At 65.1% G+C, this 16,231-nt stretch carries 10 protein-coding genes and 4 pseudogenes; 5 read left to right on the top strand and 9 right to left on the bottom strand.

The window, feature by feature from the left end; all coding sequences use genetic code 11:
• The first annotated feature begins 14 nt into the window (after positions 1 to 14).
• The 3 genes from NF20_RS11600 (at position 15) to NF20_RS11610 (ending at position 5,260) form a co-directional block, all read left to right on the top strand.
• On the top strand, positions 15 to 1,454 hold the full coding sequence (locus NF20_RS11600; RefSeq protein ID WP_011725674.1) for a recombinase family protein: 1,440 nt from the start codon (positions 15 to 17) through the stop codon (positions 1,452 to 1,454).
• A gap of 243 nt (positions 1,455 to 1,697) precedes the next feature.
• Entirely contained in the window at positions 1,698 to 2,696 is a 999-nt protein-coding gene (locus NF20_RS11605) for an AAA family ATPase (RefSeq protein ID WP_011725675.1), read from the top strand.
• A 5-nt stretch (positions 2,697 to 2,701) separates the two neighbouring features.
• Positions 2,702 to 5,260 (top strand): S8 family peptidase, encoded by a 2,559-nt coding sequence (locus tag NF20_RS11610; protein ID WP_023882498.1) that lies wholly within the window; start codon positions 2,702 to 2,704, stop codon positions 5,258 to 5,260.
• Between the two features lie 546 nt (positions 5,261 to 5,806).
• Here NF20_RS11610 and NF20_RS11615 read toward each other — a convergent pair.
• The 3 genes from NF20_RS11615 to NF20_RS27660 form a co-directional block, all read right to left on the bottom strand.
• Positions 5,807 to 7,306 carry a replication initiator gene (locus NF20_RS11615; RefSeq protein WP_011725678.1) on the bottom strand — a complete coding sequence of 500 codons (1,500 nt, stop codon included), beginning with the start codon at positions 7,304 to 7,306 and terminating at the stop codon, positions 5,807 to 5,809.
• Positions 7,299 to 8,741, bottom strand: a complete 1,443-nt coding sequence (locus NF20_RS11620; protein ID WP_019732903.1) for an FtsK/SpoIIIE domain-containing protein — start codon at positions 8,739 to 8,741, stop codon at positions 7,299 to 7,301. The genes NF20_RS11615 and NF20_RS11620 overlap by 8 nt, the downstream gene beginning before the upstream one ends.
• 99 nt (positions 8,742 to 8,840) lie before the next feature.
• Positions 8,841 to 9,185, bottom strand: coding sequence for a hypothetical protein (locus NF20_RS27660; protein ID WP_019732904.1), 345 nt, complete (start codon positions 9,183 to 9,185; stop codon positions 8,841 to 8,843).
• 253 nt (positions 9,186 to 9,438) lie between these two features.
• Here NF20_RS27660 and NF20_RS11630 point away from each other — a divergent pair, with 253 nt between their 5' ends.
• On the top strand, positions 9,439 to 10,236 hold the full coding sequence (locus NF20_RS11630) for a hypothetical protein (protein WP_011725681.1): 798 nt from the start codon (positions 9,439 to 9,441) through the stop codon (positions 10,234 to 10,236).
• Positions 10,237 to 10,243: 7 nt separating this feature from the next.
• Complete coding sequence (locus NF20_RS11635; RefSeq protein ID WP_011725682.1) at positions 10,244 to 10,711, top strand: NUDIX hydrolase; 468 nt, start codon at positions 10,244 to 10,246, stop codon at positions 10,709 to 10,711.
• A gap of 13 nt (positions 10,712 to 10,724) precedes the next feature.
• Here the strand turns inward: NF20_RS11635 and NF20_RS11640 are convergent, their stop codons facing one another.
• The 6 genes and pseudogenes from NF20_RS11640 to NF20_RS11665 form a co-directional block, all read right to left on the bottom strand.
• Positions 10,725 to 11,261 carry an HD domain-containing protein gene (locus tag NF20_RS11640; protein ID WP_019732905.1) on the bottom strand — a complete coding sequence of 179 codons (537 nt, stop codon included), beginning with the start codon at positions 11,259 to 11,261 and terminating at the stop codon, positions 10,725 to 10,727.
• A 255-nt stretch (positions 11,262 to 11,516) separates the two neighbouring features.
• A pseudogene (locus NF20_RS11645) lies at positions 11,517 to 11,750 on the bottom strand (transposase); the annotation flags it as partial.
• A 47-nt stretch (positions 11,751 to 11,797) separates the two neighbouring features.
• A pseudogene (locus NF20_RS11650) lies at positions 11,798 to 12,019 on the bottom strand (transposase); the annotation flags it as partial.
• 43 nt (positions 12,020 to 12,062) lie between these two features.
• A complete protein-coding gene (locus tag NF20_RS11655; RefSeq protein WP_007172497.1) occupies positions 12,063 to 14,006 on the bottom strand; it encodes a tyrosine-type recombinase/integrase in 1,944 nt (647 codons plus the stop codon).
• Positions 14,003 to 15,048: pseudogene (locus NF20_RS28710) on the bottom strand (tyrosine-type recombinase/integrase). The gene NF20_RS11655 and the pseudogene NF20_RS28710 overlap by 4 nt, the downstream one beginning before the upstream one ends.
• A gap of 113 nt (positions 15,049 to 15,161) precedes the next feature.
• Positions 15,162 to 16,175 (bottom strand): annotated as a pseudogene (locus NF20_RS11665) (IS256-like element IS1245 family transposase); the annotation flags it as partial.
• Positions 16,176 to 16,231: the final 56 nt, after the last annotated feature.

A 16,231-nucleotide genomic window follows, 5' to 3' on the forward strand; every position in this document is an offset into this window, starting at 1 on the left:
GCTAAACTACCCTCATGGGGAAAGCGAAAACTCCAGCTCAGCGTGTCGGGGCGCGGTCCGCGGCGATCTACGCCCGCATCTCAGCCGATGTGGAGGGCACCGGCCTGGGGGTCGCCCGTCAACTCGAAGACTGCCGCAAGCTCGCCGCGGAGCGAGGCTGGCCGATCGGTGACGAGTACGTCGACAATGATGTCTCAGCGTATTCGGGAAAGCCGCGCCGCGAGTACGCCCGCATGCTGGATGACCTGAAATCCGGTGCGCGGGATGCGGTGATCGTCTACAACCTCGACCGGCTACATCGCCGTCCGGTCGAGTTGGAAGACTTCGTGACGCTGTGTGAGTCGGTCGGGGTGCGTGATGTCGCTACCGTGACCGCCGACATCGATTTGGGTAACGATGACGGGTTGTTCATGGCCCGGATTTTCGCCGCGTTCGCCGCCAAAGAATCTGGCCGCAAATCCGCGCGTATCCGCCGCAAGATGTTGCAGAACGCCGAAAAAGGCCTGCCGCACGGCCCGGCGCGCCCTTTCGGATACGAGCCCGACAAAATTACCCTGCGCCCTGAGGAAGCCAAGATCGTGCGGGAGATGGTCGACCGGTATCTCGCGGGTGCGTCGATCCGGTCGTTGACCATCTGGCTCAGCGACACCGGTGTGGCCCCGCCCGCGTCGAAGTCGTGGCAGACCACCACGGTGCGCAACATTTTGGCCTCCGGACGGATCGCCGGGCTCCGGGAGCATCATGGTGAGGTGATCGGCGCCGCGGCGTGGCCGGCGATCATCACCGCGGGCGAGCGCGACCGCATCCTTGCCCGGATGACTGCTCGCAGCGTCACGAAAACTCGCGCCCCGCGCACCTACCTGCTGTCGGGGATGTTGCGGTGCGGGCGGTGTGGGAATCGGTTGTTTTCCCAAGCCCGCCATAACAATCCGACTAACCGGGTGCGGCGCTACGTGTGTTTGAAAGGTCCCGATCACGGTGGCTGCGGGCGACTGACCGTGGTGGCGCTGCCGGTCGAGGAATTGCTCACCGATGCGGTGCTGACCCGACTGGACTCACCCCAGCTGGCAGGAGCATTAGCAGGTAGGTCCAGTGTGGACGCCGACGTCGCCGCGTTGGCCGCCCAGTTGGAGGCCGACCAGGCCCGCTTGGATGAATTGGCCGGGCTGTATGCAGAGGGGGCGGTGTCGGCGCGGGAATGGATCGCTGCCCGCGACCCCATCACCGACCGCATCGCCCGCGCCCGCCGCGACATCGCCAAGGCCACCGACACCAGTGCGGTGATGGATCTGGTGGGCTGCGGCGAGGTGCTGCGCGGTCAGTGGGATGACCTTGACATCGACCGCCAACAAGCCATCATCAAATCAGTGCTCGATCACGCCGTCATCGCACCCGGCACGCCCGGGTCGCGCAAGTTGGATATCAACCGGGTACAGCCGCATTGGCGGATTTAGAACGTCTCGTCCGTTGGGTAAACGTCTCGTCCGTCGGTACATGCCGAAACTTTGCCTTTAGAACACGTACGACTTTGCGTGTGGCGCCCGGCATTCGCTGCATTCGGGCATTCCTCGTCGGGCCAGGTTGGTGTACTTGCGTCAGGCGTGGTGTCGGGAAGCAGTCATCACGCCCGTTAGACTCAGCTCACGGGGCCTGCCGTGCTGGTCAGGACGGTTGTTTGACCCGAAGGGAGGTCAGCGGTGGCGACAAATGACCAGTTGAAGGCTCTCGTCATGAGCCACGCCGAGGGCGACGACCCCCAGTTCTACGCCGTGGCGATGCAGGTGGCTGCAAAAGCTGCACGAGCTGGGCACGCAAAGTTCGCCCAAGAACTGCGCGACCTGGTTGACGAGTTGCGTAAGCGTGGTGCAGTGAAGTCGCGGGTGGCCTCGGTGGTGCCGGTGGCGCAGCCCCGGGGTGAACTGGGCTCTCTGCTCGCTGTCAGCTATCCGGAGTCTCGACTGGCAGACCTCGTGTTATCCCCGGGTCTTGCCGAGCACCTGCGGCATGTATTGCTTGAGCAGCGTCAACGAGACATGCTTGCCCGCCACGGTCTTCGGGCCGCGGGCCGGTTGCTGCTCACCGGCCCGCCAGGGACCGGCAAGACTTCAACCGCGCGAGTTATTGCCGGCGAGTTGGGGCTTCCACTGTTTTCGGTGCGGCTGGACACAATCATCACCAAATACATGGGTGAGACGGCAGCGAAACTGCGCTTGATTTTCGATGCGCTCATCGACACGCGGGGGGTCTACTTGTTCGACGAGGTCGATGCGCTTGCCGGAGATCGGGCCGCACCCAACGACGTCGGCGAGATCCGCCGAGTCCTCAACTCCTTTCTTCAATTCCTCGAAGAGGATTCCTCGGACAGCATCATCATCGCGGCCACCAATCACCCCAAGTTGCTCGACAACGCCCTCTATCGCCGATTTGACACAGTGATGGACTTCGCACTGCCCGACGACGCGGCCACCGAGGCCGTCATCCGCAACCGACTCGCTCGGTTCCAAATCGGCAACCTGAGTTGGCCGAGGGTCGTCGCTGCCGCGCGCGGGCTCAGTCACGGAGAGATCGCGACTGCAGCAGAGAATGCGGCGAAGCGAACAGTTCTGGCTGGCCGGGCCCGGGTGCGCACCGACGACCTGGTGGCCGCCCTGCACGAACGGCCGCGTGCCAATCACCACGGCGAGTCGGCGATCTAGACGTCATGGCAGAGCGAGATCGTCCTCACCTTGTCGTGTCGGTAGCGCCAGTATCGGAGTCCTTTACGCTCGCCAGCGCTGGTGGCGGTGGCGACAAGCACGAGTTCACCGGCGATCGCAAGGGGCATGGCCGACGCCTCACTGACGAATTCAACGCCGCAGTCGCGCCTACAGCCGACGATGAGATCGAGCCTGCAGGAACCTACGTCACGTTTGTGTCGTTTCCAGATTTGGAACTGGCGTTGCAAAGTCTGGACCCGCAGCGCTCTGGTGAGCAGCCCGAGTTGGTCGCCGTCCGGGAGACGCAGACCACCGACGGGATCGTTCAGATGGCGACCGTGTACATCCCGCGGGGCAAGAAAGAGTACTTCCTCAAACGGTTGGACGCCTACGTGTCGTCTGCAGACCGGACCAAGGCTGACAATGCCGCACTAATTGAGAGTATCCAGTCGATCCGTCGAGCGACGATCCGCGAACTATGGACCGATCCCGATGAATTGTTTCCCGACGACCCCACCGAAGTCCGTTGGTGGGAGGTGTGGCTGCTTAACCGTGACCGCCGCGAACAAGCAAGATTCAGCGACTTTGTTGTCCAACACGAACTGCGCACCAGTGAGCACTATCTGGGTTTCGGTGACCGCACCGTAGTGTTGCTATACGCTTCGGCAGACCAACTGGCGCAGACGTTTCAATCAGTTGACGACATCGCCGAGTTGCGCCGACCGCACGACGTTGCCACTTTGTTGACAGAACTGCCCGCCGCCGAGCAGACCGAGTGGGTGGACGATCTGCGCGCGCGTCTACGGATGGCCGACAAGGATGCTGCGGTGGTGTGCATCCTCGACACTGGCGTGCAGGACACGCACCCTCTGCTCACCGACTCGATTGGAGCCGCGGACCTGCACGTCGCAGACCCGCGCTGGCAGACCACGCCCGTCCAATCGCACGGAACTGAGATGGCAGGCCTGGCCCTCTACGGAGACCTGCACGCCGCACTCGTCGACACCCAGCCGGTCCAATTGACTCACCGCCTGGAGTCGGTGAAGTTCTTGCCCGATAACGCCCACAACGATCGTGATCTCTACGGTGCTATCACTGCTCGCGCGGTCGACCGCCCAGAGATCCAAGCCGCCGCCCGGCGCCGCGTGTTCATGCTCGCGGTCACTGCGCGCCGCCCCTCCGTCGACGGAACTGACACCGAACCGACCACACGAATCGACACCGGCAGACCCACGTCGTGGTCGGCGGCGATCGACGCTCTGGCCTTCGGCCGGGCCATCGATGACAGCGATCCCAAGCTCACCTACCTCGACCGTGACGAGCCGCGGCGCCCGCGCCTGTTCCTCGTCTCGGCCGGCAACATCCGCGACCTTCGTGGCACCGATGATCACCTCGCTCGAAGTGATGTCGAGCCGGTCGAAGACCCCGCCCAGTCGTGGAACGCGCTCACGGTTGGCGCTTACTCCAATCGTGACGACATGTCCGGCGCACCAGCTGATTTCGCCGGCTACGTGCCGGTAGCCAAGAGGGGTGAACTATCCCCGGTCAGCCGCACGTCGGTAGTCTTTGACCGCACGAAATGGCCGTTCAAACCCGATGTGGTCGCTGATGGCGGCAACGTCGCAGTATCACCGGACCGCACAGACGTTGATACGCCGCCCAATCTCGCTCTGCTCACAACCCGCCTCCAACGCCCGGGACACGGTTTCTTCACCGCGACGCGAGACACCTCGGCCGCCACCGCTCAGGTCGCAGCCATCGCCGGCAATCTCTCCCAGGCCTACCCGCAGCTGCGCCCCGAGACCATCCGCGGGTTGATCGTGCACTCGGCTCAGTGGACCGACGCCATGCGCAACCGCTTCAACACCGAATCGAACAAGACTCGCCTCGCCAGCCTGCTGCGCCGCTACGGGATGGGTGTACCCGACGCGGCCCGCGCACTGCGTAGCGCCACCGATGCGCTCACCCTCATCGCAGAGGCCCGAATCCATCCCTACGAGCGCGACCGCGACAGCAACTCAGGCAAAGTGCGGGAGATGAATCTCCACCAACTGCCATGGCCGACCGAAATACTCGAAGGGCTAGGCGAAACCGAAGTACGCATGCGCGTGACCCTGTCCTACTTCGTTGAACCCAACCCTTCCAGCCGCGGCTGGACGGGCCGCTATATCTATCCCTCCCATGGCCTACGGTTCGCCACCCGACGCCCGGAGGACAACATCGAATCGTTCCGCCAGCGCATCAACACCCGCGCACGTATCGACGGGCAACGCCCACCTGCACTCGACACCGAGAAAGGCTGGTTCTTCGGCAGCAACCTGCAGCAGGCCCCCGGCTCACTACACACCGACATCTGGACAGGTCCAGCCGCCAACCTCGCCAGCAAGGGAGCCATCGCCGTGTACCCGGTCGCGGGATGGTGGAAAAACCAACGCAAATACGACCAAAGCAACCACGGCGTTGACTACTCACTCATCGTCAGCATCGAATCCCCACACGTCGACGTTGACCTATGGGCTCCCGTCGCCCAACAGATCAGCACAACCGTCGAAATCCAAACCTAGCCAAGCTTTTATGCCGCTGTATTCCGCGCATTACCAAATCTAGCAATGTTCACTTGCGAACCCTGATAGGAACGGTCGACGATCCCTTTGGGTATCGACGAAGGGCTCAACGGACTGACCGAGCAATCTCCTGGTGCAGGAGTATTCGCGGGATCCGCATCCTACTTCCAGAGAACGCCGTCTGCGTGCACGGTTGTGCAATTTTCACTGGTCACCTTCGACTATTCGTTGACTGGCAGTTGATGTCAAGGCTCGAACCGGGGGTTCGCCCGCCTGCGGCGCCGGCCCTGACATCAATTGCCAGCCAACAGCATTGGACCGCTGTGACCAGGCGAGGAAACAGCGTCAGAATGTGACGGCCTGGTCGCACTGAGCTGACGCTGTGCCGCGCCTTACCGCAGCAGGGTGGCGATGTCAGCGAGGACAGCCGGGTTGGTGATGGTGACCGCGACGTGCTGGCGTTCACAGGATTCGACAAGCCAGGCGGTGAATTCTTGACGACTGTAAGACTTTCCAGTCTGCCTATCCGCGGATCGCACCTCCCGGCTAGCCATCGGGTACCTCGACAGGAAGATCACCACGCTGGTGCAATAGTGCTTCGCGGGCAGTGCGGCGCCGGTCGATCCGACGTAGCGCCGCGCTGACGATGAGGGTGCGCTCACCGAGGCTGGCGTGACCGGCGCGGTCGAACTCCCACGCCACCAGATCATTGCCATCATCGCCGTGTCGACGATCCGGATTATGCTTGTGTTCAGTAGATTTCGCGTAGCGTTCGCGGGTCCAAGTGGCACGGCGTTGCCGTAGTGCGGTCATGGTGGTCGAGTAGCGGCGGGACTTGCTGGTGATGTGCCCGCGGAACCCGAGGGTGTGCAGCCACCGCCGAATACCCGACACTCCGTTGTCAGCGAGGTCGCTGATGGTGGTCAGGATGGCCCGCACATGCTCGGATACATCCAGGTCGGGTATCGATTCGGTGGACAGCCGGCGGACGCTGATCCCGAGATCGGCCAAAGATTTAGTCACGTATTTGGCCAGATAGCGAGCAACCCGCCGGCCCGACAGTGCCCGGCTATCCGGTGAACAATGTTCTGCTGTCAGCGCATTCGTCGAGTTAGTGGGTGCGGTGATGGGTTGGGTATCGATTTGGGGACCGAAGGCGATCACCCGCACGCCGCCCTCGGTGGTGGGGTCGTGGACGGTGAGGGTGACGGTACGGGCGGCGTGCTGGATGATCATCGCGAGTTCGGTTGCACTGATTGGTGATTCCCAACCGGTCTGATCGGGATCCTCGTAGGGGTCGAGGCGGATCAGGGCGTGGATGTGCGGGATGGCGCGGGCTTGCATTTCGACGACTTTGAGAAAGCTGACCCGCACGTCATCCGGATCGGCCCCGGCGGCTTTCAGATGCCTGCGGAGTGCTCGCCGCAGGGTGATGGTGAATCGTCGCCACAGCTCAGGCAGATGCCAGGTGAACAGCACATGCCCGAAATAGTCGTAGCATTCCCGGCAGAGCGGCTGGCCAACCTGTGGATCGGTGTGGTCGTGGATAGTGCTGCACCACAATGGATTTCTATGTGAACAGCGCCGGTAGCCACCGATGCGGTCATGATCGCGGCACACACCGTGTCGGGATCCGCTGGGGTCTGTGGGTGTGGTGGTGTGGACGGCCCCGAAGCTGGGGGCGGTCAGCGTGAGAAACACTTGCGGACGATCAGCGACGGCGGCGGGCATGTCGTGGTGGCCGCCCGCGGCGCCGGCGTGCACGAGTTGCCACGTGTCGCGGGCGTAGAGGTCTGAGCAGGAGGGGCAGATGTGGGCGCGGCGGTTGTTGCACCGGGTCCACACCACCTGCTGGCGTCCGTAGTCTTCGGTGCCCGTGAGTTGGATGGGATGGGCACAGAACCCGACGGATTCCGCGCGTCGCCACCAGGATTCGTATCCCATCGAGGAGGCGCGGCGCACCATCTCATCGACCACCCGGGTGGTGTCGACCGTGTCCGGAATGCCTGGCAGGGCGAGCTGGGCCGGTGGTGTGGAGCTATTCACCGCTGGCACCTCTGTTGGTGTCACTGTCGCCCGTCGTTGAGGCCTGGTCGCCACTGGGCCGGCGCGCGGGGCGGCGGAATCGGGCCGCGAGGGTGGTGATGTCGTGGTCGGTGACGTGGAAGGCGCGTACCCGCACGGATTGGGTGCTGCCGTCGATGAGCATGTAGCCCACACCGGGGGTGGCATCGGGGATGCGGTCGCATTCCGCCCCGGCATCACGTGCTCCTTGTCCCAGCACCATGGTGGTTTGGGTGGCTTCGGTCAGCCGCAACCCGATCCGCACGGTGAACAGTTGCCGGACCGGCAGGGTGTCTTTGGCGGGGTCTTGCACTGCGGCCACCACCGAGATCCCCACCGCGCGGCCTTGGGAGAGCAGTAGCCCGAGCAGTTGTTCGATTTCGGTGCGGATCTTGCGGTCGGTCACATACGCGGTGAGCGCGGCGATCTCATCGATCAGGACCACAAACAGCGGGTCGGCCGGTGTCGGGGTGTGCAGGCGGGTGTGGCCGCGCAGACGATTTGCGCGGGCGTGCATCACGTTCACGAGCTGGCGCAGGAGTTGGAGGGTGGTGTCGGTGGCGTCGTGGCTGAACACGGTGAACATGGGTGCGCCGGCGCCCAGTTCCATGCCGCCTTTGGGGTCGATGACACACAGCCGGACCAGCCCGGTCTTGATCGCGGGGGCGATCCCGGCGATCAGGGACCACAGCACGCTGCCTTTGCCCGCGCCGGTGGCCCCGGCGACCAGGAGGTGATGCCCGAGCAGCGGCATCTGCCAGTGGTGGCGGGTTTCGGTGATCCCGACCCGCACCGATCCCAGATCCACCGGAGTCGACGATGTAGGCATGGGCAGCGCGATCGGTTCGGCCAGCACGTCCCCGCGCATCAGCGCGATGCGTAGTTCCCCGGGTGTGGTGGCGGTGATGGTGATCCGGTCGGCGCGCCAGGCCGCGGCCAGCGCCTCGGATTGTTGGTGCCAGTTAGTTAGGGATTGGCCGGTGACGATCCGCACCGCCAACACATCGGTGGTTCTACCGATCGTGACGGTGCGCAGGGTCGGAGTCAGGGTGCGCTCACCAAGTTTGGCGGTCAGGCCGTGCAGGGTGCACGTCGATTCCCAGGTGCGGGTGTAGCGCGACCAGGTCAACCAGCGGCGCCGTACAGGTTCGGTCACCCACGAGCAAAACGAGCCTGGGTCTAGCCAAGCCCACCCCATATATCCGGCGCCGAACGCGATGGCACCGACGATCCCGGCGCGGGGTCCGTGGGTGATGCCGAGAGTGAGGCTGGCGATGATCGGGACACTGATCGCTGGGAACAGCACGGCCCACCACAGCAGATATCCCGCGGCGGTCAACAGTGATATGACCAGATCGCCGAACCAGTCGTCATTGTCCGATTGAGTGTTGTTGGTGTTCTTATTGTTTGATGCCATGACGGTGTGTTCTCCGTGTGTGCGTGGACGAGCCAGTGGTCGACGGCGGACCCGGGCCGAGGCGCGGCACGTGCTGGTGTCGCGCCTCGGCAGCGGGTGCTATTTCTGGGTGCGCGACCCCGGCTCACCCGCCGGGGCGCCGGCTGTGGCGCCGGTGATGGCATCAGCGCGGAAGGCCACACCACTGCGATCGCCTTGCGCCCACGGGATGGCCACCAGGCTGGTCACCGAGACCGGTTGGGTGACCCCGACGTTCGGGTCACCGGCCACCGTCACATTGAGCACTTCGCCGCCAGTGTCATCCAACGCCAGCAACTGCACCGAATGCTGCGGCAGCCCGGTGGCAGTGTCGATTTTGGGGCTGCCGGTCTCAAAGTTCAGCCGCGGCTCAGCCGCACGGGTGACGATGAACCGTGTCCCTGACGTATCGATTCTCAAACGCATTGTCCTGTAGTTCCTTTCGTGAACCGTATGCGCCCTTGCGGCGCTGAACTCAGTTCACGTGGACACCACCGACGTAGCCAGGGACATCTAGCGGCATTGCCGACATCGCCGGCGACATTCCGGACACCACCGGGACATACCCGTGGACATCACGTGGGCATCACCGCCGCGGGGTGGCACCACGCGCATGGCAAACTAGACGCCACGCGCTGGCGATACACGGAGACGACACGGAAAGATGTGCGCTGAGACGATGGACGATCACGACGGCAAGGCGGCCGCGATCCCCAACAATCGCCTCATGCAGCGGCTGCAGGCCAAGGGACTGTCCCCGCAGCGCTTTGCCACCGCGATGAGCGTGGATGTCAAGACGGTGCGCCGCTGGCTGTCCAACACCAACTACAACATCCGCGAGGACAACGCGCGGCGCGCAGCCACGCTGCTGGGCTGCACGCCGCACGATCTGTGGCCCAATCAGTACTCGCCTACTATGGCGAGCGCATTGGCGACCATGTCACCAAGTGGCCCGTTCACCGCGACCCTGTATGCCAGCCGCACCCAGCTACCGATCAGCGCGTGGCAGCAGCATTTCGCCGACGCCACCACCAGCATCGACATCCTCGTGCTGGCCGCCACGTTCCTGTTCGACACCCTCGACGGATTCCTCGACACCCTGCTCGACGCCGCCGCCCGCGGCGTGGCGGTGCGATTCCTCGTCGGCGACCCCGACACCGCCACCATGATCCTGCGCGGCGTGGAGGAAGGGATCGGTGAAGCCGTCATCGCCCGCTGCCGCACCTCAGTCGAGCTGCTCGCCCCACACGCCGGCACCCCGGGACTGGACATCCGCACCCACGACACCACGCTCTACACATCCATCTTTCGGGTCGATGACGCCATGATCGTCAACTTCCACATCTACGGCTCACCCGGACGCAACAACCCCGTACTCGTACTGTCCCGTCACCACGAACCCCGGCTCTGGGCCACCCTCGAAGAGGCCTTCACCCAGGTGTGGGACCACGCCACACCCCTAACGACGAAAGGCTGACCCGCCGATGCGCACCGACTACTACAACGACCCCAACGCCCCACGGCCTAACAGTGTCGTCCCCTCGGCTTCGGCGATCGTCGCTGACGAACGCGGTCGAATTTTGCTGATCAAACGCCGCGACAACACCCTGTGGGCGCTACCCGGCGGCGGACACGACATCGGCGAGACCATCGAACAAACCGCTGTGCGCGAAGTCAAAGAGGAAACCGGGCTCGACGTCGAAATCACCGGCCTGGTCGGTGTCTACACCAACCCGCGGCACGTCGTGGCATTCACCGATGGCGAAGTCCGCCAACAATTCTCCTTGTTGTTCACCACCAGGGTGCTCGGTGGTGAGCTGGCCATCGACCACGAAAGCACCGACATCGCCTGGACTGATCCCGACGACATCGCCGACCTGGACATGCATCCCTCGATGCGTCTGCGGATCGAGCACTACCTGCAACACCGCGACAGCCCCTACCTCTGCTAACCCCATGCAGGGGTTACAGCCAGCCGCGCACCCGACCCACCGCCGCCAGCAACTCCTCGCGGCCAGCATCGACCGCCCGGTGCACCGGATCCTGCGGTCCATAACGCGCCAACACCTCACGCAGGCGGTCCTCAGCTGATACCGGCGTGCCGTCAGGTCCGGTCGTCAAATCGCAAAACGTCAACGCATCCATCACATCGCGCGGCGGTTGGACGAAAGCCCCTAAACCGGAGACGCCACGCTCGGATGCCTCCAGGTGCGCGCCGGTATGAAACGCCACCAACGACGCGACCAGCTCCCCGAAACCGGCCGACCGGACGAACACCGCGCCATCGAGCGGATGAAAACCGGTTCGGCGCACCGACGGTGCATACCCGATATCGTGCAGCCACGCCGCCGCCACCAGACAATCCGCCGCCTCGCCGGCGAAATGCTGACTCAGCCGTTCCGCCGCAGCGGCCACACCCCGCACATGCGCCAACCGCCGCGGCTGCTCAGCCAGCCGTGTCTCGGCCTCCCGCCGTGCACGCTGCGCCACCGCCCCGCTCATGCCAGCCAGCTTACGAGCCCCAGTATCACGTCGCAGTATCTCCACCGCAGCAGCACTTACTGAGCGTCCACCCATCTCCAACCACTATGTGGCGGCTACCTGCGGGCTTCGCTTCGCTCCCTCTGCTCCCGTCCGCTGGCGCTCCCGTCCGCGCCGGTCGCTACGCTTCACCCTCCGTCCGCCGCCGAACCAGGTCACGTCCCGTGGAGTGGTGTAAGAGCGGTCGCGTGTCCGCGTGTGGCTCTGTGGTAGCCACTATGCCGTGAGAGCGGCTGTGGGGGCAATGGTTTCGGCACTTTGGTCACTGACGTCGAGCAGAGCGAGGCTGGTCTCGGAGAGGTAGCGCTTGTCGGCGACCTGCCATTCGTCGTGGGCCTCAACGAGTACCGAGCCGGCCAGCCGTAACAGCGCGGCGGGGTTGGGGAACACGCCGACGACGTCGGTGCGGCGTTTGATTTCCTTGTTCAATCGCTCGGTCACGTCCGTGGAGTGGTGTAAGAGCGGTCGCGTGTCCGCGTGTGGCTCTGTGGTAGCCACTATGCCGTGAGAGCGGCTGTGGGGGCAATGGTTTCGGCACTTTGGTCACTGACGTCGAGCAGAGCGAGGCTGGTCTCGGAGAGGTAGCGCTTGTCGGCGACCTGCCATTCGTCGTGGGCCTCAACGAGTACCGAGCCGGCCAGCCGTAACAGCGCGGCGGGGTTGGGGAACACGCCGACGACGTCGGTGCGGCGTTTGATTTCCTTGTTCAATCGCTCCATTATCCGGCCCTCGGGGGCGGGTCAACCCGTCGGGGTGGGATGTTCATCGATCGAGGCGCTGGAGGTGGTCGGTAAGGGCGTGGGCGACGCGGTCGTGGCGGGCGGCTTCGTCGGTCCAGCCGCGGCACTCGGCGTCGGTTCTGAGGGCCTGGACGTCGGCGAGTTGGTCGGTGAGCGTGTCGCGGAATTCGGGGGCGGTGACGTAGTTGTCGCAGGTTTCGCAGATGTTGGCATAAGGGCACGCGCCCGCGGATTCGTGGCGAGCGCAGTATCCGTGTGCAACGCGGGTTTTCAGCATTTCACTGTGCAGCCAGCCGACCTTGTCGGGCAGGATCGGTTTGCCGACCGGGGTGAGGGTGAACTGGCGGCGCATCTTGCCCATCGCTTCGTCGTAGGCCGCGCGCAGGGTGGGCGAGGCCAGGGTGGCGTAGCGGATCGTCATTTGTGGAGTGACGTGCCCGAGTAAGGACATCAAGGCCTGCAGACTCATCCCGGCGTTGGCGAGTTCGGTGGCCCAGGTGTGGCGCAACTGATGTGGAGTGACCATCAGGACGCCGCCGTCGGGACGGTGCAACCCGGCGGATTCAGCGGCGGTGAGCAGCCCGTTGCGCAGCCGGGTGTAGCCCAGGCGGCGTCCGTGCCGGGTGAACAGAAAGTCGGTGAGCACGCCGGTGCGTGGGTGCGGCAGCGGCCGGTGCGTGCCGCGGAGGGCGACCCACTCGTCGAGCGCGGCGAGGGTCGCGGCGGAGAGCGGGACCATGCGTTCGGTGGCGAGCTTGCCCAGTGGCACCTTCAGCCAGGTTCCGGCCGGTCCGTAGTCGATGATGCTGCCCAGTTCGAGGTCGAGCAGTTCCCCCGCCCGCAGGCCGGCACCACGCAGCACGGTCAGGCCGATGCGGGCGAACGGATCCTGCAGGTGGGCAACGGCGTTCATCACTGCCGCGTCCACATCGGGTGCTAGCGCGCGTGGCAACGGCTGGTCGAGTTTGGGGACGTCGGCGGCGAATACCAACCGCCGTGGTGGGGCCTGCGCCCAGCCCCAGGCGGTGATGTCGTCGAGCAGGTTGCGCAGACTGAGCACTGCCGACTGGGCCACCGCGGCCGAGACGGTGCGCCCGGCGCCCGCGGCGGCGCGCTGACCACGCCAGCCCCGGGTGCGATTCCATTTCAGGTAGCCCTCGATGCAGCTCCGGTCGAGTTCACGCAGGCTGATGACGTCGGGATGGTGAGCGGTGAGGTATTCGGCGAAGGGCAGCAGGTCGTTGATCAGCGACTCGACCGATTTGGGCCGCAGCACCGCCGCGCGCACGCCGATGTAGCGCAGCAACGTCTGACGGATCGGGTCGGGCATCTCCACCTCGGTGAAGCGCTGCTCGAGGCTACGGGCCCACCGCCGGCGTTTCGGCGCGGTGTCGATGACCGCGGTCTCGAACAACAGCTGCCGCAGGCTGGCCAGCCGCCCCCTGTATGCCCGCCGCGACGATGGCGGCACCACGGTACGTGACAGCGCGGCGTCGAAGTCGTCGAGCGCGTCGCCGGTCAGGTCGGCGACCATTCCGCCGTGGTGTGCCAGCACTACCGCCAGACATTCGCCGAGGACCGTCTCGACCCAGGAACTCCTCCAGCCCAACCGAATTCCCGCATTCCGCAACGCGGCGAATCCGCTCGGATCCCGGTCCTCCACTGCGCGGCCCAGCCCGGTCAACTGTTTGACCGCGGCCAGCTCGACGTCCAGCCGTAACCGGCCGGTGCCGATCGTGTGACAGATCAGCGGCCACGCCCCGGTGTCCCGTATCTCGGCGATCCGCTCGGCTGCCGGCAGCGTCATCCAGGCGTGCAGGTCGCGGTGGCGTGCGGTGAAGTCGCGAGCGATCCGAATCCGGTCGCGTACCGCCCGCCCGCTCAAACCCAGGGTGGCGACGTGGTCGAGATAATCCGCCACCACCTCGTCGGCGCCTACGGGTTGGCCGACCAACACCGTGGTCACTGCCGGGCTCCGGCCAACGTCGCACGAGCAGCACCGTATTCGGCGGCGAGCTGCTCGATCGACAAATGCACGTAGCGGGCCGTGGTCTCCGGCGAGACATGCCCCATCAACGCCCGCAACGCCAGCAGATCGATTCCGGCCGCCGACAATTCGGTGCCGTAGGTATGCCGTAAACGGTGCGGGCGGACTCTTGTGGCGCCAGAGGTCTCCCGGTGCCGACGGAACAGGCTGCGCAGCCCGGCCTCGCTGACCGGTGCACCGGTCGTCGGGCCGCGCAGCACTACGAAGCACTGCGGCGTCGCCAACCCCGGCGGCCGCTCCCATCGCAGGTAGGCGGCGAGCTCGGTGAAGAACGCCGCATCGACCGGACATGACGTTCCTTGCCGCCCTTGCCGATCACCCGAAGCCGGCGCCGGCCCATATCGACGTCGGCGAGCAGCAGGCCACGCGCCTCGGCCGAACGCAGCCCTCCGAGTAGCATCACCAGCACCATCGCCCGGTCCCGTGCGTTGCCAGTGTCGCCAGGAACGCGTCGACATCGTTGGTGGACAACGATTCCGGAAGACGCTGCGGCTGACGCACCAACCTACCGCCACTGCGTGCACGCCCGGGACCCAGATGACCGAGCAACCCCCGCTGCGACTGGCGCAGCCCTGTCCCCGCCGCGGCGACGGCACCGGATTGTCGGTGCAGACACCGGTCATCACCAGATACTCGAATAACGCGCGCACTGCCGCGACCCGGCGGTTCACCGTCGAAGCTGCCGGCGGGTCGACGAGCGGTGACCGCCGGTGGGCTGGTCCGTTCGGCGGACGCCTTGCCAGTCGATCCAGTCGAACACCAACGGCGCATCGACCGCGGCGAGCCCGACCGCTTGCTGGACGAGGAACCGGCTCAAATTGGCGACGTCGAATGCGTAGGCCCGCACCGTGGCCGCGCTGAACCCCCGTCCCGCCAAATGGTTGAGAAACGCGTTCACCGCGTCCTGCCCGTCCCAGTCGCCCTCCAGGACATATCCGCTGTCGCTCTTGAGTACCCGCATCGCCGCTCCGCCTTCCCCCACCGAGATGCAGACAGCATCCATCCGTGCTCAGCGCTTGTGCGTGAACCTCACGCTGCAGCCCGAACCGTGTCCCCGGAGAGCCGGTTAACGGATAGTGGGTTGGTTGACCAGATCTTTTTCCAGTGGGCCACCGGGAAGTCGGCGAAGGCGGTGATGTCGGCGGCGGCCTCGCGCAACATGGTTTCGACCTTGGGGAACTGGCGGCCGAGCATGCCGGCGATGGTGTCGAGTTGTTCGCGCACGTGCTCGGCGTCTGGCTGGGCGAAGACGGTGCGGATCGCGGCGGCGACCATCTCTGCGGAGCCCTTGGGCACTTGGGCGAGCACGTTGCGCAGGAAGTGCACTCGACACCGCTGCCAGGCGGCCCCGATCAGCACGGCGTCAATGGCACTGCGCAGTCCGGCATGGGCATCGGAGATGACCAGTTGGACTCCGGCCAGACCGCGGGATTTCAACGACCGCAAAAACGCGGTCCAGAACGCCCCGTCCTCGGAGTCTCCGACCTCAAAGCCCAGTACCTCGCGGCGCCCGTCAGCGGCCACCCCGGTGGCGATGACCACCGCCTGCGACACCACCCGATGATTCACCCGGGCCTTGCAGTAGGTGGCGTCGAGGAAGACATACGGAAAGCGCTGATCACCCAACGGCCGGTCCCGGAAGGCCGCGACCTCGGTGTCGAGGTCTTTGCAGATCCGGCTGACCTCGCTTTTGGAGATCCCGGTATCGGTACCCAGTGCCTTGACCAGATCGTCGACCTTGCGGGTGGAGGTGCCGTGCAGGTAGGCCTCCATCACCACCGCGAACAAGCACTGATCGACCCGGCGACGCCGCTCCAACAACGCCGGGAAAAATGACCCGGTGCGCAGCTTGGGAATCCGCAGTTCCAGGTCCCCTGCGACCGTGGACAGCGTGCGCGGACGCGAGCCGTTGCGCTGATTGGAGCGGGTCTCGGTGCGCTCATGGGGAGAAGCCCCGATGAACGCGGTCAACTCCGCGTCGATCAAGGCTTGGTAGATCGTTTCGGCGGCTTGAGTGATCCGCTCACCGGCATCGGCGGTGCGCAGTGCGTCGAGCACCTCCAGCAAGGCAGACTGGTCCAGGGCCATCGCGATGTTCCTCTCGGTAGTGATTCTTGGTCGTTTCACCACAGAGACTCACGCGA

Origin of the sequence: Mycobacterium sp. MAC_080597_8934 (genome assembly GCF_000523975.1) — a bacterium.
Lineage (GTDB): Bacteria > Actinomycetota > Actinomycetes > Mycobacteriales > Mycobacteriaceae > Mycobacterium > Mycobacterium avium.